This is a genomic window from Levilactobacillus fuyuanensis (assembly GCF_003946395.1).
GTDB lineage: Bacteria > Bacillota > Bacilli > Lactobacillales > Lactobacillaceae > Levilactobacillus > Levilactobacillus fuyuanensis.
In genome coordinates this window covers 18,245-34,033 of sequence record NZ_RHNZ01000017.1, presented here as the reverse complement: position 1 = coordinate 34,033, position 15,789 = coordinate 18,245, and the positions used below count along the sequence as shown (strand labels likewise).

The 15,789-nt window shown below is 50.6% G+C and carries 19 protein-coding genes and 1 other annotated feature; all 19 genes read left to right on the top strand.

What is annotated here, in order from left to right:
- The first annotated feature begins 91 nt into the window (after nucleotides 1–91).
- On the top strand, nucleotides 92–475 hold the full coding sequence (locus EKM73_RS09625; protein WP_125701683.1) for a MerR family transcriptional regulator: 384 nt from the start codon (nucleotides 92–94) through the stop codon (nucleotides 473–475).
- A 44-nt stretch (nucleotides 476–519) separates the two neighbouring features.
- Nucleotides 520–1,860: a type I glutamate--ammonia ligase gene (gene glnA / locus EKM73_RS09620; protein ID WP_125701682.1), complete on the top strand. Its 1,341-nt coding sequence runs from the start codon at nucleotides 520–522 to the stop codon at nucleotides 1,858–1,860.
- An 896-nt stretch (nucleotides 1,861–2,756) separates the two neighbouring features.
- Complete coding sequence (locus EKM73_RS09615; protein ID WP_125701681.1) at nucleotides 2,757–3,635, top strand: exonuclease SbcC; 879 nt, start codon at nucleotides 2,757–2,759, stop codon at nucleotides 3,633–3,635.
- Nucleotides 3,628–4,569, top strand: a complete 942-nt coding sequence (locus tag EKM73_RS09610) for a hypothetical protein (RefSeq protein ID WP_125701680.1) — start codon at nucleotides 3,628–3,630, stop codon at nucleotides 4,567–4,569. Before EKM73_RS09615 ends, EKM73_RS09610 begins: the two co-directional genes overlap by 8 nt.
- A gap of 12 nt (nucleotides 4,570–4,581) precedes the next feature.
- Complete coding sequence (locus tag EKM73_RS09605; protein WP_125701679.1) at nucleotides 4,582–5,124, top strand: dUTPase; 543 nt, start codon at nucleotides 4,582–4,584, stop codon at nucleotides 5,122–5,124.
- A 471-nt stretch (nucleotides 5,125–5,595) separates the two neighbouring features.
- Complete coding sequence (locus EKM73_RS09600) at nucleotides 5,596–6,129, top strand: TetR/AcrR family transcriptional regulator (protein ID WP_164508909.1); 534 nt, start codon at nucleotides 5,596–5,598, stop codon at nucleotides 6,127–6,129.
- A gap of 127 nt (nucleotides 6,130–6,256) precedes the next feature.
- Nucleotides 6,257–6,336, top strand: a sequence feature (ribosomal protein L21 leader region).
- Nucleotides 6,337–6,356: 20 nt separating this feature from the next.
- On the top strand, nucleotides 6,357–6,665 hold the full coding sequence (gene rplU / locus EKM73_RS09595; protein ID WP_125701677.1) for a 50S ribosomal protein L21: 309 nt from the start codon (nucleotides 6,357–6,359) through the stop codon (nucleotides 6,663–6,665).
- A gap of 27 nt (nucleotides 6,666–6,692) precedes the next feature.
- The gene (locus tag EKM73_RS09590) at nucleotides 6,693–7,031 is read left to right on the top strand and encodes a ribosomal-processing cysteine protease Prp (protein WP_125701676.1); all 339 of its coding nucleotides are present in this window, start codon (nucleotides 6,693–6,695) and stop codon (nucleotides 7,029–7,031) included.
- A gap of 24 nt (nucleotides 7,032–7,055) precedes the next feature.
- On the top strand, nucleotides 7,056–7,349 hold the full coding sequence (gene rpmA / locus EKM73_RS09585) for a 50S ribosomal protein L27 (protein ID WP_027825933.1): 294 nt from the start codon (nucleotides 7,056–7,058) through the stop codon (nucleotides 7,347–7,349).
- A gap of 383 nt (nucleotides 7,350–7,732) precedes the next feature.
- Nucleotides 7,733–8,797: a M24 family metallopeptidase gene (locus tag EKM73_RS09580; protein ID WP_125701675.1), complete on the top strand. Its 1,065-nt coding sequence runs from the start codon at nucleotides 7,733–7,735 to the stop codon at nucleotides 8,795–8,797.
- Nucleotides 8,798–8,874: 77 nt separating this feature from the next.
- The gene (efp, locus tag EKM73_RS09575; RefSeq protein ID WP_125701674.1) at nucleotides 8,875–9,435 is read left to right on the top strand and encodes an elongation factor P; all 561 of its coding nucleotides are present in this window, start codon (nucleotides 8,875–8,877) and stop codon (nucleotides 9,433–9,435) included.
- A gap of 37 nt (nucleotides 9,436–9,472) precedes the next feature.
- The gene (locus EKM73_RS09570; protein ID WP_020089019.1) at nucleotides 9,473–9,913 is read left to right on the top strand and encodes an Asp23/Gls24 family envelope stress response protein; all 441 of its coding nucleotides are present in this window, start codon (nucleotides 9,473–9,475) and stop codon (nucleotides 9,911–9,913) included.
- Nucleotides 9,913–10,344 (top strand): transcription antitermination factor NusB, encoded by a 432-nt coding sequence (gene nusB / locus EKM73_RS09565; RefSeq protein WP_125701673.1) that lies wholly within the window; start codon nucleotides 9,913–9,915, stop codon nucleotides 10,342–10,344. The genes EKM73_RS09570 and nusB overlap by 1 nt, the downstream gene beginning before the upstream one ends.
- Nucleotides 10,345–10,949: 605 nt before the next feature.
- The gene (locus EKM73_RS09560) at nucleotides 10,950–11,816 is read left to right on the top strand and encodes a bifunctional 5,10-methylenetetrahydrofolate dehydrogenase/5,10-methenyltetrahydrofolate cyclohydrolase (protein ID WP_125701672.1); all 867 of its coding nucleotides are present in this window, start codon (nucleotides 10,950–10,952) and stop codon (nucleotides 11,814–11,816) included.
- The gene (gene xseA, locus EKM73_RS09555; RefSeq protein ID WP_125701671.1) at nucleotides 11,803–13,146 is read left to right on the top strand and encodes an exodeoxyribonuclease VII large subunit; all 1,344 of its coding nucleotides are present in this window, start codon (nucleotides 11,803–11,805) and stop codon (nucleotides 13,144–13,146) included. Before EKM73_RS09560 ends, xseA begins: the two co-directional genes overlap by 14 nt.
- Before the next feature lies 1 nt (nucleotide 13,147).
- Entirely contained in the window at nucleotides 13,148–13,396 is a 249-nt protein-coding gene (locus EKM73_RS09550) for an exodeoxyribonuclease VII small subunit (RefSeq protein ID WP_020089015.1), read from the top strand.
- Nucleotides 13,386–14,291, top strand: a complete 906-nt coding sequence (locus tag EKM73_RS09545) for a polyprenyl synthetase family protein (RefSeq protein WP_125701670.1) — start codon at nucleotides 13,386–13,388, stop codon at nucleotides 14,289–14,291. The genes EKM73_RS09550 and EKM73_RS09545 overlap by 11 nt, the downstream gene beginning before the upstream one ends.
- Nucleotides 14,288–15,103, top strand: a complete 816-nt coding sequence (locus tag EKM73_RS09540; RefSeq protein WP_125701669.1) for a TlyA family RNA methyltransferase — start codon at nucleotides 14,288–14,290, stop codon at nucleotides 15,101–15,103. The genes EKM73_RS09545 and EKM73_RS09540 overlap by 4 nt, the downstream gene beginning before the upstream one ends.
- 96 nt (nucleotides 15,104–15,199) lie before the next feature.
- Complete coding sequence (locus EKM73_RS09535) at nucleotides 15,200–15,655, top strand: arginine repressor (RefSeq protein WP_020089012.1); 456 nt, start codon at nucleotides 15,200–15,202, stop codon at nucleotides 15,653–15,655.
- Nucleotides 15,656–15,789 lie beyond the last annotated feature (134 nt).

Below are 15,789 nucleotides of genomic sequence, written 5' to 3'. Positions count from 1 at the left end.
ATCAAGTTTCATGTCACAAAACATAACATAAGCTCTTGACTCCCGGTCACAGGGTGGTATGATAGCCTCATAGTTAAAGGGGGCCAATCGCATGAAGGAGAAAGAGTTACGACGGTCAATGGCCGTGTTGCCAATGGGAACCGTGATGAAGTTGACGAGCTTAACGGCCCGGCAGATTCGCTATTATGAGTCTCAGGGGCTGATTTCTCCCGAACGGAGCGATGGTAATCGGCGATTGTATTCGTTAAACGATATTGACCGCTTGCTCGAGATTCGTGATTACCTCGCAGATGGCGTGAACGTGGCGGGTATCAAAGCCATTTACGACCAGCAACAGGCCGCGGCTCGGGCCAAACGGGATGCGCAACAGCAACCGTTGACCGATGAGGATGTGCGCCGCATCTTGCAGGATGAATTCATTCGGCAGGGTGGTCTGGGTCATCCGGAACCGGGGCTGCAACAGCGGCCTCTTTAACCACGACATTTTGGAGAAACAAAAACTGACAGGGAGCGATTTTAATGGCAAAACGGGACTATTCCAAAGATGATATTCGCCAGATGGCAAAGGACGAAAACGTTAAATTTTTACGGTTAATGTTTACCGACTTATTCGGGACAATCAAAAACGTTGAGGTACCCATCAGTCAGATGGACAAATTGCTCGATAACAAGCTGATGTTTGATGGTTCATCGATCGATGGTTTTGTGCGGATCGAAGAAAGTGATATGTACCTGTACCCTGACCTTTCAACTTGGATGATCTTCCCTTGGAGCACGGAACGTGGCAAGATTGCGCGGGTTATTTGTGAAGTCTACACGACGGATGGCAAGCCTTTCGAAGGCGACCCACGGAACAACCTGATCCGGGTCTTAAGTGACATGCGTAAGGCCGGCTTCACCGACTTTAACATCGGACCAGAACCCGAATTCTTCCTGTTCAAGATGGATGAAAACGGCAAGCCAACGACGGAACTCAACGATAAGGGGAGCTACTTCGATATGGCCCCAATGGACTTGGGTGAAAATTGTCGCCGTGAAATCGTCTTGACCTTGGAAGATATGGGCTTCGATGTTGAAGCGGCCCACCATGAAGTGGCTCCCGGCCAACATGAAATTGACTTCAAGTATGCCGACGCCCTAACCGCCGCCGACAACATTCAAACGTTCAAGCTGGTCGTAAAGACCATCGCTCGGAAATACGGGCTGTACGCCACGTTCATGCCAAAGCCATTGGCTGGCATCAACGGTTCCGGGATGCATTTGAACATGTCACTCTTCCACGACAAGGGTAATGCCTTCTTCGATGAAAAGGGTAACATGCAACTGTCAGAAGATGCCTTCCACTTCTTGGGTGGACTGTTGAAGCATGCCCGGAGCTTTACCGCCATCTGCAACCCAATCGTTAACAGTTACAAGCGGTTGGTTCCCGGCTACGAAGCCCCTGTCTACGTTGCTTGGTCCGGTTCTAACCGGTCACCACTGATCCGAGTACCAAACTCCCGTGGCTTGTCCACCCGTTTGGAACTCCGGAGTGTGGACCCAGCGGCTAACCCATACCTGGCCATCGCTGCCGTTCTGGAAGCCGGCCTAGATGGTTTGCGGAACCAATTGGCTCCACGTGAAGCCATCGACCGGAACATTTACCGGATGGATGCTGAAGAACGTCAGGAAAACCACATCACCAACTTGCCAGATACGTTGCACAATGCGTTGAAGGACTTGGCAGCCGATGAAGTGATGCGTAACGCTATGGGTCATCACTTGTTCCAGAGCTTCATGGAAGCTAAGAACTTGGAATACAACTCTTACCGGACGCAGGTTTCCCAATGGGAACGCGATCAGTACCTGGAATTGTACTAAACGGAAGTTGATTGGAGGATGGAAGTTGTCGCCTGTAGCTGCCAAAGACTCTGCCTGCTGTGGGGATCGGCATAAGCCATAGAGCGGTCTTATGCCTCGACTTGAAGCCGTCAAAGTTCAGACGTCTCCAAGCGCGTCCCGTGGTCTAAGCTGGCTGATAATGCGCCAGCTAAGACCACCGTCACGGCTGGCTACATCTTTGGCCGCCTTCGGCTAAGATAGTTGTTCATCCGCTCAATATACGTGATTGAATTCCGCGTACGCAATATAAATAATCCATTTTAAATCGTTTAATAAAGCTGTTGTCCTGGACTTTTGCCTCGGACAATGGCTTTTTTTGAACGAATAGTTGATATGACAATGATTTGACGGGAGTACTGATGAGCTGAGTTATTGGATTTCCATTCAATTGATTAGTAAGTGATGGAATATGTCAGTCAGCATTTGGTGATTTAAATTAAAGCTAGCCGCGACTATAGTGATTGGCATGGAACAAGTGACTTTGTCCAAATTTGAGGTAAGTTGAGAGGACGTTGGTAATGCTGAGTCGTAGCCGGAGGAGGGCAGGGATGGCGCCGGCCGTGACAACGGTGTTAACACCGTGGGATATGTTTGGAAACTCACCTGAACTTGGTGAGGGTTCAAACCGAGCTGGAAGCCTGTTTTGTGGCTGCAAGCGGTCCCCACAGCAGGCAGAATCCCTGACAGCCGCAGACGACCAGTTCCGATAATCCCATCAGCAATGTGGCCCTTCATCGTCAAAAATTGTAAAAATTTCATTGTTTTCCGGCGAAATTGGGCGAAACTGCTTTATTATGCGGCATTTTTTGGTAACATGAACGTATAACCAAATGTTTTCAGCACAGGCTAGGGAACATGAGAATGAGGGATAATCCATGGAAAATCAAGAACAGCAAGCCAATGCAGCCGATGCCCTGACGCAAGTAATCGCAGGTAAACTCGATTACTTAAGTACGATGCAGGCAGCGGTTCAGCATGGCGATGACCGAAAAATCTACGAACTTCTTGACCAAGTTCGCTACTACCAAGAAGTAAAGAAGACCCGTGCTAACCGGTCCGTGAACCATTTGGCCGAATTGGTCGACAACATTCATCCCCAAATTAGCCATTATTTGAGTGACAATTTAATCGATTATTTAGGCCACATCTACCCGTTCTTCTACTATGAAGAATTTACAACGGGGATGTTCCATATCTACTTTGGTAACTGGTGGGATCGGCGCCTATTTGGTGACCTAGACGTCATCAATGTCCGTTTTGAGTTCGACAAGACCGAATACCAAAAGCTCCGTGATTCATTTGGCTTAGAAGGCCAAGGCCAACGCTTGAACACGTCGAAGATCGAAGCCATTTCCGCTGAAAGCGAAAAGCTTCAGGAATTGGTCGATGCCCAAACGACTCGAGATAACGAAAAGACGAAGCTCCGTGACCAGTTGAAAGAAAATAGTGGCAAGAGTAGCATGCCTTGGGAATCTGGTAAGGTTAAGGGCGAACGCCAAGATATTATCGATCAACTGACTCAGCTGGCGGATGAGGACGAGAAGGCCCTGAACGCCCACAAGCTGATCAAAGAAAATGACGATAAGATTCTGGTCTTGTCCAAGGAAGACACGATCTTGAATTATGAAAAGCAAAGCATTCGTGATGCCTTTGATGATTTCGAACACTTCGAAGCCCACAATGCCAGCTTGTATGCCGATTACTTGAACAGCCTATTGGGCAAGAGCGAGGGTGAGGTGACAGTCGATGATTAACGAAAATGATCCATCCACGTTAACCACGAGCGGCCGCCTGCTGAACTATAACGAAGCCATTAAGGACGGCCTGCAAACTGGGTTGACCTTTACGAAACTCATGGACCAATTGATTCGGACGACCGATGCTGACGAGCTGGTCAATGCGGCCACGCAACTCGCCGACTTTCAATTGGATTCCGACTACGTGACGTTCCCACACCAGTACAGCAATGCCGATTACTACCTGTTATTCATGTCGCGGATGTTGGAACTGCATGATCAAGGCAGCCAAGTGATTCTGCAATCACGCGATCACCGTGAAGAGTTGACGCAACAGTTGACAACGCTGGGCGACCGGGGCACCTTTAATTTCCGAGTAGAAACTTCTGAAAATGGTGGGGTGTTCTATCGCGAACGGGCAACCGGCCAATCCTTGTTCTATCTGAACTTGGAACGCAAGATGTTCCGCTTTAACAGCCACGCATTGACCCAACTCTTTATCATTGACCTCCACGAGACGGTTCCAGCCGAAACAGTGAAGACGTCCGTCCAGGTCCTGCTGGACTTTGCCCGCTACTTGAAGGAAGATTACGGGTACTCCGTGGACTTTAACATCTTGGATGCTGCCAACCGCCAGAATTATTCTGTTCGGGCCGCTGACTTGCCTGCAGGTATCGTCGACCGGTTGTTTGTGACGGCCGCCAAGAACGATTACATGCTGACGAATGGTGTGAATGGCAACGGCGCTGAGATCACGTTGGATAACAACGTGGTCGTGGACATCTTCAACAATCAATTGGAAGGTCAGCCCGAATGGGTCTTGACGGTCCACGATGATGATCAGAAGATTTCCTGGTTCGACGTGCTGTTGAAGTACCCATTCATGCGGGACTGGTACTTAGAAAATCTGACGGATTTGGAAATCAAGTCGGATCCACTTGTCTTTGAATAGGAGGCTCACGCGGTGTTAGAGCTAGCAAAATTGGTCCAACAGTCGATTGCGTTGGACGAACAGATTACTCGGGACAGAGACATTGAACTCCCACGAAAGGTTCAGATCGAGAACGCCTACGTGGCCCTGGATGTTGAATTGGCAGAAACGGCCAACACATCCGAGTGGTTCAAGGTGTGGAAGACGCACCGTGGTAAGGCTGACGAAGGCCAAACGCCACGTCAGACCTTACTGACGGAATATACCGATGCCATGGATTTCTTCTTCCTGGTTGCGGCCAAGAAGACCTGGACCCACCTGATCATGATTACTGAAGAGGACCTGACTGGATTAGAGAAGAGTCGGCCAGCGAAGGATCTTGATCAACAATACTTAATCTTAAAACGCATGTTATTTAACAGTCACTTCGATCACCGCCAGGAAGATTTCCGTCATGCATGGCGGCTCTTCTTGAAGTGGGGATTCGTTGATTTTGGTTTTAGCCAAGATGAGATTCAAGCGGCTTATGAAGAAGAACGCAAAGTTAACCTGGATCGCCAGGCAAATGATTATTAGAACAGCAATAATGCAGAAGGATCGCCCAATCGCCGATCCTTTTTGCGTCTCTGGAGGAAGTTAAGCTTTTCACAGAGTCGTTGATAGTGTGGTGGGCTGCCCACAACGGGGACACGCGATGTCACGGGAGCCACGCGTCAAAGATGGTAACAGTCGCGATAATTAGGAGAAGACTGCTGGTATTTTTAAGCGGGGACTGTTAAAATGCAAGAGCTATGTGTTAAGAACTATTAGTTAATATCATAATTAACTAATAGTTCTATACGTAATCGTAACTGTCCTAAAACTTTTAAATTATTTAAGAGTGGGAGTTACGGCTGAATATTCAAAAAATTCATGAAACAGGTTTCATGAACCAAAAGGGAGGGGACTCTTATCAGTCACGTCGATCCACGGGTCATTCGGACCAATGAGCGGCTACGTCAAGCCCTAAGCGTTTTACTTGAAGATCATCAATTGAAGGAAGTCTCCGTGCAGACATTGACGAAGACCGCCCAAATCACCCGCGGAACCTTTTATCTCCACTATAAAGATAAGGCCGACTTCCTCCTACAAACGGAGCGACAAGTCGTGGATGAGTGGTTTTTCCACGCCGAAACAATCACGGCCATTACCGATACCAATACGGCCGCAGGCGTCTTACAGGTGACCGGTTTTGATTTGAATGCGGCATTAGAATACGCCGATACACATCATCAGATTCTGACCACACTGTTCGACACCCAGTTTCCACGCTTTCGGGAATACTTACTGTCTACACTGATTCAGAAGCTGTATGAGTTTGGCTTGAACTTTGAGGGGAAACAACAAAACTTCCACATGACGGAAAATGAAATTCCGGCGAGCTACCTGGCCTCTGCCTTCATGGGGATGGTCATGCAGTGGCTGGCCGATGACCGGCGCTTTAGCTACAGCCACCTGGGTCGTAGCTTTGCGGCGCTGTTGCCGAGTTCCGAAGCTACCAAGTTGCGCGAGTGGTTCATCACGTGCAATCTGGAAAAGTAAGCACCGGGCCCTTTGTCTACTGTAGGGATTGGGAGTAAAGCAGTCTATCGGTTCCACCCGAAATGAAAATAAAGCTTGACGTAGGAAATCCTATCAAGTATAATTTTCATGTTGTATTTGTGGACTTCCACAGCTGCAACCGCTCGGGACGAGTCATTAAGTTTTCCGCTTGCGGAGCACTTGTTTTCGGCGAGTCTAAGTCTAAAATTATAAGGAGGTGCACACACATGTACGCAATTATCGTAACTGGCGGCAAGCAGTACAAGGTCGAAGCAGGCCAAGCTGTTTACGTCGAAAAGTTGAACGTTGAAGCTGGTGAAAAGGTTACTTTTGACCAAGTTGTCTTTGTCGGTGGCGAAACGCCTAAGATTGGGACGCCAACTGTTGCAGGTGCAACTGTTACTGGAACTGTTGAAAAGCAGGGTCTGGAAAAGAAAGTTGTTACTTACAAGTATAAGGCCAAAAAGGGTACTCATACGAAGAAGGGTCACCGTCAACCATATACCAAGGTTGTCGTTGATGCTATCAACGCTTAAGCCTAAAGATTAAGAGAGGCGATCTCGATGATTCACGCGACGTTCCATCACGGAGCTAACCGAATCGATTCATTCCAAATCACTGGCCATGCTGACTCAGGTGAGTATGGTCAAGACATTGTTTGTGCCGCAGTATCGGTGCTTGCGATTACGACCGTCAATAGCCTGCAACGAATCGCTAAGATTCCGGTGCAGGTCGACAACCGTGATCAGGAAGGTGGCTTTCTGGAAGTCCACCTCCCACCAAAGCTGGAAGCAACGGCTGAACTTAAGGGACAAACGCTCCTCCAGAGTTTTGCGGATGGGTTAAGAGATGTCGCCACAAATTACGCGGATTTTATTAAATTCGCAGAAACCAAAGACTAATTTGCGGAGGTGAAACTTATGCTGATGAACATGAACTTACAATTCTTCTCTCACCATAAAGGTGGTGGGTCTACTGCTAACGGTCGTGACTCTGCTGGTCGTCGTCTTGGGACGAAGGCTGCTGATGGCTCAACTGTTACCGGTGGTTCTATCCTCTACCGTCAACGTGGTACGCACATCTACCCAGGTGTGAACGTAGGCCGCGGTGGGGATGATACTCTGTTTGCTAAGGTTGCTGGCGTCGTTAAATTCGAACGTCTTGGCCGTGACAAGCGTCAAGTATCCGTATACCCAGTTACTGAAGAAGTAGCTAAATAACACGAGGTTTTCCTCGTACGACTGAAGAGCTTGAGGCGAGACCAATTCGCTTTAAGCTCTTCTTTCTCTCTCTAAAATGAAAGACGTTCCGTCAGGCTGGTACCAACTGATGATGACAGGGTGTTTCTCGGACCGGCTATCAGTAGCCGCTGTCACAACTGAAGAAGCTAGCCCGTTTTTGGGTTAGCTACATATCTTTTTTGGTGGTGACGAGTGGCTACGGGTCGGCGATTTCTCTGACTGGGGGTTGCCGTTTTCCTGTAAAATGGTACGCTTACCAGGGAAGTCGCAAAGGGATGCGACAGCTTTTGCTGGTGGTTAACGTCAGTAAGGGCGATTTTCAGAATCAAATTCATCTCTAAAATAGCAAAGGGGTTGGGTTGATGTCGACTAGAATCGAACGGTTACAAGCACAATTTGACCGGCTCAGTATCGATAGTTTCTTGGTGTCCAGCGCAAGCAATCAGCAGTACTTAGCTGGTGCGAGCGTTGAGGGCGGCGATGGCTATCTCTTGGTCACGGCCAAGGATGCTGTATTCATTACCGATGCCCGGTATTTGACGGAATTGAAAGCAACCATTCCAGATATGCCACTGGCAATCACTCGGGACTATCTACAGGCCGCTAACGACCATTTGCAGGCCGTAGGAGCCACCGTACTCGGAATTGAGGATAGTTTATCCTTAAACGAGTATCAGTGGTTAGACGAGCACCTGTGGACGGACATTGTGCCGTTGGCAGGGGTCGTGGATAATTTGCGGCAGATTAAGGAACCGGCCGAGATTGCGGCGATTCGTAAGGCTACTGCTCTGACTAGTCAAGGGGTGACGGCGTTATTCGATCAGCTCCATGTGGGTATGAGCGAACGCCAAGCTGCTCAATGGCTGGAACGGTGGATGGGTGATCACGGATCGACAGGTACGAGCTTCGATACAATCGTGGCGAGTGGCAAACGGTCTGCTTGGCCGCATGGCTCCGCCAGTGATAAGTTATTGGCGGATCATGACATGGTCACCATTGACTGTGGATTCTACGTTGATGGGTACACGTCTGATGTGACACGGACTGTGGCCTTGGGCGATCCCGGTGAGTTGCTCAAGTCGGCTTACCAGGCCGTCCAAACGACCCAGGAGAAAATCATGGCAGCCGTTAAGCCCGGTGTGACCGGTGGCGATCTCGATAAAATCGGACGCGATTACCTGACCACGCAGGGTTACGGCGAGGTCTTTATTCATGGGACCGGTCATGGGATTGGACTGGATATTCACGAAGGTCCTAACATTGGTCGCGGCTGGCCCGACGTGATGGCGGCTAATGAAGTCATCACGGTCGAACCCGGTGTGTATTTTGCAGATCAGGGCGGTCTACGGATCGAAGATGATTTGTTGGTGACGTCTGAGGGTCATGAGACGCTGACGACGGCACCACGGAATTTAATTATTCTGTAAGTAACACGCTCATCTTGCTTTTTATGGGTAAGAATTGATATTATAAAGAGGACATATTTTAGGAGGCTGACAACATTATGGCAATTTCTACTGCTGATTTTAAAAATGGTTTAACTATCGAAGTCGATCACGCAATCTGGCGGATCGTTGAATTCCAACACGTAAAGCCAGGTAAGGGTGGCGCTTTCGTTCGTTCAAAGCTTAAGAATTTACGGACTGGTGCTGTGCAAGAAAAGACTTTCCGTGCCGGTGCTAAGATGGAACGTGCTGATATCCAAACGCGTTCAATGCAATACCTTTACGAAGACGCTGACAACCGGGTCTTCATGGATACGGACAACTTCGAACAAATCGAAGTACCTGACGACCAAATCAAGGCACAATTGCCTTACTTGCAAGAAAACATGAACGTTGACTTGGTACAATTCGGTAACGAAGTTCTCGGTATCGAAGTACCAAACACCGTTGTTTTGGAAGTTACGGCTACTGAACCTGGTATCAAGGGGAACACCGCTTCTGGTGGTTCCAAGCCTGCTACCATGAACACTGGCTTAGTCGTTCAAGTGCCATTCTTCGTTAACGAAGGCGACAAGCTCTCCATCAACACGACTGACGGTACCTACATTTCTCGTGCCTAAGTTTTTATACGTTTAAACAGTAAGGGAGGGTCAACGAATGGCAGAAGATACTAATATCATTTTAGAATCAAAGGAACCCGCACTGGGTAAAATCGAAGTGGCGCCACAAGTCCTCGAAATCATCGTCGGCATTGCGGCTAGCCAAACTGAAGGCGTTGCGCGGATGCGTGGTTCACTGGCAAACAGCGTCACGGAGCTTTTGGGTCGCAAAGAACAACACGGTAAGGGCGTTAAGCTCGTGTTTGATGGCGACGAACTAGCAGTTGATGTGTACGTTTACTTGAATTACGGGGTAGCGGTTCCCAAGGTTGCCTTGGCCATTCAAGATAGCGTGAAGCAACAATTGTTGTTCATGACGGACCTCGATTTACGTGAAGTAAACGTTCACGTGGAAGGCGTCATTCCCGAAAAGACGGCGCAACAGGTCGATCCAGACAACCTGTTCAACCAGAGCGATGAAGGAGACAGTGACCAATAGTGACACTTACACGACATCAAATTCGGGAACGTGCATTTCAAATGCTCTTTGCATTGAATGCCAATCCCGAAGCTGATCAAGACGCGTTGTACCAACGTGTTCTGACCGATGACCCGAACCAAACCGTTCCCGTGCCCGCCTACCTGACCACTTTAGTACAAGGTGTTTTGGCGAACCAACCCGAGTTGGATGCCCAAATCGACCAGTACTTGAGTACCGGTTGGCAATTAAAGCGGATCGCAAAGACCGACCTGGTCATTATGCGCATCGCTTTCTTTGAAATCGAGCACGTGGAAGAAGTGCCGAACCGAGTTGCCGTCAACGAAGCCTTGGAATTAGCCAAGAACTTCAGTGATGACCGCTCTCGTCGCTTCATCAACGGAGTTCTCGCCCATACTTTGGACGGCGATTCCGCTGATTCACAAGCTTAAACTAAGAGACCGACTGCCCTTTGAGGTGGCCGGTTTTTTGTTTGCAGACTTGCGAGTTATGACTGTAGAGGAAAGTGGCCGCCTGCTGTGGGGACTGGTGCGAGCCTGTGGAGTGGTCTCGCACCTCGACTTTAAGCTCGTCCCGCGCTGTAACCCCGGGGAGGCCCAAGCGCCCGGCGTAACACCGCCGTCCCGGCCGGCTACACCCCTGGCCTCCTACGGCTACGACTTGTCGCTGGTGTCAGCGTGGTGGGTCTGCAAACCCAAAATGGCGTTGCCAGTGGGGCTGTCGGTATCTTAGTTATTGCTGTGGCTTCGACTGGAACCTTGAGGGTGTGGTGAATCGACGGCAACGAGCGGGACTGATGCCATTGAAATGAAGGCAATAATTGGCAGGTGGGCAATCAGGTAGGCATGAGAAGTAAGCGCAGTAAGCTTAGAAAGTAAAACCGATTTTTCAATGATCGAGATTGGCTATTAGGGAAAATGCCCGTCAAACATGCCAGATATATAGATTTTTTTGTGGGAACGGATACCACCCCCGTTTTCAGATAAGGTATGCTAAAATGGAAAGTAACTTTGAATTTTAGGGGAGGACAAGTCGCATGGCAATCATTATCGACGGGAAACAGATCGCAAAGGACCTCAACGCGCAGACCCAGCAACGGGTCGCCGCACTGAAAGAACAGGGGGCCGTTCCCGGTCTCGCCGTTATTATCGTGGGCGATGATCCGGCCAGCGCCATTTATGTGCGGAACAAGCACCGTAAGGCCGTCAAACTGGGTATTAAGTCCGTGGTACGGGAACTTCCCGCAACCATCAGTCAGGCCGAACTCCTCGCGATTGTGAACGGTTATAATCACGACGACAGTATCCACGGCATCTTGGTCCAGTCGCCACTCCCCGTGGGATTGGACGAGCAGGCGGTCGTGGCCGCTATCGACCCTAAGAAGGATGTGGACGGCTTTCATCCACTGAACGTGGGCCGGCTTTTTGCTAATTTGCCGGGCCATTATCCCGTCTCATGCACGCCGCGCGGCATCATGACGATGCTGGATAGCCTGAATGAGCACCTTCGTGGGAAGCAGGCCGTGGTCGTTGGTCGCAGTATGATCGTGGGGCGACCAATGGCAGCAATGCTGTTGAATGCCGACATGACGGTGACCGTAGCCCACGTCCACACGAAACACTTGGAAGAGATCACCCGGACCGCCGATGTTCTAGTCGTGGCAACCGGCGTGACTCACTTGATTAAAGGCAATGATATTAAACGCGGGGCCATCGTCATTGATGTCGGGATGGACCGCGATGAAAATGGTAAGCTGACTGGCGACGTTGATTTCGATGCCGCCGTAGACTGGGCCGGGGCGATTACGCCGGTTCCGGGCGGCGTGGGTCCAATGACGATTGCCACGCTGATGCAGCAGACGGTAGACTTATGTGAGTGGAGTGAGCAACTTGGCAGCAACTGATTACTTAACGGTCACGGCGCTAACCCAGTATTTAAAACGCAAATTTGAGGTGGATCCTTATTTGGGTAAGGTCTACCTGACAGGTGAAATTTCAAACTTTCGTCTGCGGCCACACGCCCACCAGTATTTTAGTTTGAAGGATGACCACGCTAAGATCAGCGCAATCATGTTTCGTTCGGCGTTTGAAAAGCTAAAGTTTACGCCGGAAACGGGGATGAAGGTTCTGGTCACTGGTCGGATCTCTCTGTACGAACCGACTGGTCAGTATCAGATCTACGTGGAACGGATGGAGCCCGATGGTATCGGCCAACTCTATCAGGCTTATGAACAACTGAAGAAAAAGTTGGCTGACGAGGGGCTGTTCTCAGCACCTAAGCGGCCGTTATCCCGTTTTCCCAAACGCATCGCGGTCATCACGAGTCCTAGTGGGGCGGTTATTCGAGACATCATTACCACCACGCGGCGGCGTTATCCGATCGCACAGATTGTTCTGTACCCCGCAGTGGTGCAGGGAGATGGCGCGGCACCAGACCTGGTGCGGCAGCTCGAACGGGTCAATGCGGCCGGGACCTATGACACACTGATCATTGGCCGTGGTGGAGGTTCCATCGAAGACCTCTGGCCGTTCAACGAGGAGACGGTGGCGCGGGCCATTGCCGCGAGTCAGATTCCCGTGATCTCATCCGTCGGGCATGAAACGGATACGACAATTGCCGATCTGGTTGCGGATGTGCGGGCAGCCACGCCAACCGCCGCGGCTGAATTGGCCGTGCCGGTATTGACCGATGAAGTGGTCAAGCTGCAGCAGCAGCGGACACGACTGTATAACGCGATGACCAACCGGATCAATTTCCAACAGGAACGCCTCAATAAATTAATGGCCGCCTACGTTTTCCGGCAGCCCCAACGCCTGTATGAGACTTACGTCCAGCGGCTGGATCATGCACAGCAGGGCCTGGCACGCAACATGCGGACACAGCTCCAACAGACGCGGCAGCGCTACCAGTTGGCCCAGCAGAGCTTGCAAGGCCATAATCCACTGGCTAGAGTGCAACGCGACCAGACGACGGTGACACAGCTGGCCGACCGGCTCAATAGTGAGGCTAAGCGGTACCTGGCTGATCGCCAAGAACATGTGGGCAAGCTGATCAATGGTCTGGACTATCTGAGTCCACTGAAGATCATGGGTCGCGGCTACAGCTACGTGACGCAAGACGATCATGTGGTGCGGCAGACGGCTGATTTGAAGGCCGGACCCGCCACGATTCACTTGAGTGACGGTACCGCAACAGCTGATATTACTGACATTCAACCAACATCGGAGGATTAACATGAGTGAAGAACAAAAACCAACCTTTGAAGAAAATTTAACGACTCTAGAAAATATCGTTGCCCAACTGGAACAGGGAGATATTCCCTTGGAACAGGCACTCTCGCAATTTCAAAAGGGTGTGGCGTTAAGCAAGGATCTGCAAAGTACGCTGCAAGGGGCCGAGAAGACTTTAGCTACGATGATGGACGATAACGATCAAGAACAAGCTTTCGAGACGCCACAAGGGGGCACAGGTGATGCCGATTGATACACGGCTAAAACAATTTGAAACGACCTGGGTACCACGGCTAAACGCACCGTTGCAAGCGGCTATCGCTCAGGATAGCGGTGACCCACGGCTGGCCGAAGCCATGGCTTATTCCGTCATGGCCGGTGGTAAGCGACTGCGGCCATTATTGACGGTCGCCACGTTGCAAGCCCTGAACGTGCCATTTGACGAGGATCGCGACTGGCGGCCAACCATGGCACTGGAGCTGTTGCACACCTACTCCCTGATTCACGACGATTTACCAGCAATGGACAATGATGATCTCCGTCGCGGGGAACCGACTAACCACGTCAAATTTGGTGCGGGGATGGCGACTTTGGCCGGGGATGGTCTCTTGACGTTAGCCTTTCAATGGCTGACGGCCACAGATCTGCCGGCGACAACGCAGACCCAGTTGGTGCAGGCGCTGGCCGTTGCGGCCGGTCCTGGCGGCATGGTTGCGGGTCAGGCTAAGGACGTGCAGTCCGAACACGTGGATTTACCACTGGCTAAGTTGCGCGTGCTCCATCGTGAAAAGACGGGGGCCTTACTCCACTACGCAGTGCAGGCCGGATTGATTATCGGTCAGGCGCCACAAGCGCAGTGGGCACCGTATCTACAATTCGCCGATGCCTTTGGGCTGGCTTTCCAGATCTACGATGACATTCTCGACGTGGTTGGAACAGCGGCCGAGTTGGGCAAGGCCACGCAAAAGGATGCCGGCGAAGCCAAGAATACCTATCCGGGTAAGCTGGGCTTAGCGGGAGCGAATCAGGCGCTGATCGACACGATTCAGACGGGTAAGCAGGCGTTAGCCACCTTGCCAGTCGGTGAGGGACGCGACCTCTTGGCGTCATTTTTCAGTTACTTTGATACGAAACGGGTGAAGGCATGAAGAAGAAACGCGTTGCGGATTTATTAGTTGAACAGGGCTTGTTTACATCGCTAGATGAGGCGAAACGTGCCGTCATGGCCGGTGAAATTCTAGGAACCAACGAGGAACGCCTAGATAAGCCGGGCTCGATGATTCCGGCAGATACTGAACTCCATTTGAAAGGGCATCCGTTACCCTACGTCTCACGGGGTGGCTTTAAGCTGGCCAAGGCACTCGATGTCTTCAAGATCGATGTGACCGACCGGGTCGTCTTAGACATTGGGTCATCGACCGGTGGCTTTACCGATGTGATGTTACAGAATGGGGCTAAGCTCAGCTATGCCTTAGATGTCGGCAGTAACCAGCTCGTCTGGAAGTTGCGCCAGGACCCCCGGGTCATCGTCATGGAGCATACCAACTTCCGCTACAGTAAGTTAGCCGACTTTACCAGCGGCCAGCCCACGTTCAGCTCAATCGACGTGTCCTTTATCTCGTTAAAGATGATTTTGCCACCATTGAAGGACATTATTGCCGTTGGCGGAGATGTGGTTGCTTTGATCAAGCCACAATTCGAGGCGGACAGAGCGGACGTCGGCAGTCACGGCATCGTTCGCGACCGCGCTGTTCATACCGCCGTGGTACAACGGATTATTGACTTTGCGGTAGCGACGGGCTACAGTGTCCTTGGTTTGGATTTCTCCCCAATCAAGGGGGGCGAAGGCAACATTGAATTCCTGGTGCATTTACGCTCGGTTGATAAAAATGCAGTCTGTGCAAGTTCAGTTTCCGTTGAACAGACGATTGATGCTGCCTATGAGGGCCTAAATCACTAGTTTATGAGAAAATTATGAGAATTTGCTTTCCAAATACTTAGGTCTGGTATATGATAAGATTATGCATTTTTTATCAGAGAAAAAGGGGGGCCAGGTATGAAGAAGCAAGAACGCCAGCAATTACTCAAACGCTTATTAACCTCACGAGAAATCGAACGGCAGGAGGATTTCGTCCATCTCCTGGAAGCCGATGGCATTCATGTCACGCAGGCGACGATTTCACGGGACATTAAGGAGATGCAGCTGGTTAAGCTACCTGCCGAATCTGGCGGGTATCGTTACAGCCTTCCGGTCCAAAAGAAAATTGATACGCAGAAGAAGCTGCAACGGACTTTGCAAAACGCCTACGTCTCCTTCGCCGTACAGGGTGAGTTTACTATCCTGAAGGTGTTGCCAGGTAACGGTCCGGTGATTGCCTCACTGCTGGATCAGATGCGCTATGAGTTCGTGTTTGGCACGGTCGGTGACGACAGTTCCGTGCTGACCGTTTGTGTTTCCCACAAGGGCGCACTACAATTAGAAGAGACGATTGACCGCATGATTGCGGACTAAGAAACCGACCACGACTGACCGACCAGCACAGTGCTGACGAAGCAGCTGTGGTCGTTTTAGTCTCAGCGAGGCGTTTACCGATGCCTGAAGTTTTGCCGGCTGGGTCGTGTTCTGGCCGAGAAAGTTATAAAATA

Bases quoted from the DNA above. Each gene is read 5' to 3' on its own strand.
- EKM73_RS09560 (WP_125701672.1), top strand. From the start codon at position 10,950: ATGGCAATCATTATCGACGGGAAACAGATCGCAAAGGACCTCAACGCG.
- EKM73_RS09590 (WP_125701676.1), top strand. From the start codon at position 6,693: ATGATTCACGCGACGTTCCATCACGGAGCTAACCGAATCGATTCATTC.
- rpmA (WP_027825933.1), top strand. From the start codon at position 7,056: ATGAACATGAACTTACAATTCTTCTCTCACCATAAAGGTGGTGGGTCT.
- EKM73_RS09580 (WP_125701675.1), top strand. From the start codon at position 7,733: ATGTCGACTAGAATCGAACGGTTACAAGCACAATTTGACCGGCTCAGT.
- EKM73_RS09615 (WP_125701681.1), top strand. From the start codon at position 2,757: ATGGAAAATCAAGAACAGCAAGCCAATGCAGCCGATGCCCTGACGCAA.
- EKM73_RS09545 (WP_125701670.1), top strand. From the start codon at position 13,386: ATGCCGATTGATACACGGCTAAAACAATTTGAAACGACCTGGGTACCA.
- efp (WP_125701674.1), top strand. From the start codon at position 8,875: ATGGCAATTTCTACTGCTGATTTTAAAAATGGTTTAACTATCGAAGTC.
- EKM73_RS09540 (WP_125701669.1), top strand. From the start codon at position 14,288: ATGAAGAAGAAACGCGTTGCGGATTTATTAGTTGAACAGGGCTTGTTT.
- EKM73_RS09570 (WP_020089019.1), top strand. From the start codon at position 9,473: ATGGCAGAAGATACTAATATCATTTTAGAATCAAAGGAACCCGCACTG.
- EKM73_RS09550 (WP_020089015.1), top strand. From the start codon at position 13,148: ATGAGTGAAGAACAAAAACCAACCTTTGAAGAAAATTTAACGACTCTA.
- rplU (WP_125701677.1), top strand. From the start codon at position 6,357: ATGTACGCAATTATCGTAACTGGCGGCAAGCAGTACAAGGTCGAAGCA.
- glnA (WP_125701682.1), top strand. From the start codon at position 520: ATGGCAAAACGGGACTATTCCAAAGATGATATTCGCCAGATGGCAAAG.
- EKM73_RS09610 (WP_125701680.1), top strand. From the start codon at position 3,628: ATGATTAACGAAAATGATCCATCCACGTTAACCACGAGCGGCCGCCTG.
- EKM73_RS09535 (WP_020089012.1), top strand. From the start codon at position 15,200: ATGAAGAAGCAAGAACGCCAGCAATTACTCAAACGCTTATTAACCTCA.
- EKM73_RS09625 (WP_125701683.1), top strand. From the start codon at position 92: ATGAAGGAGAAAGAGTTACGACGGTCAATGGCCGTGTTGCCAATGGGA.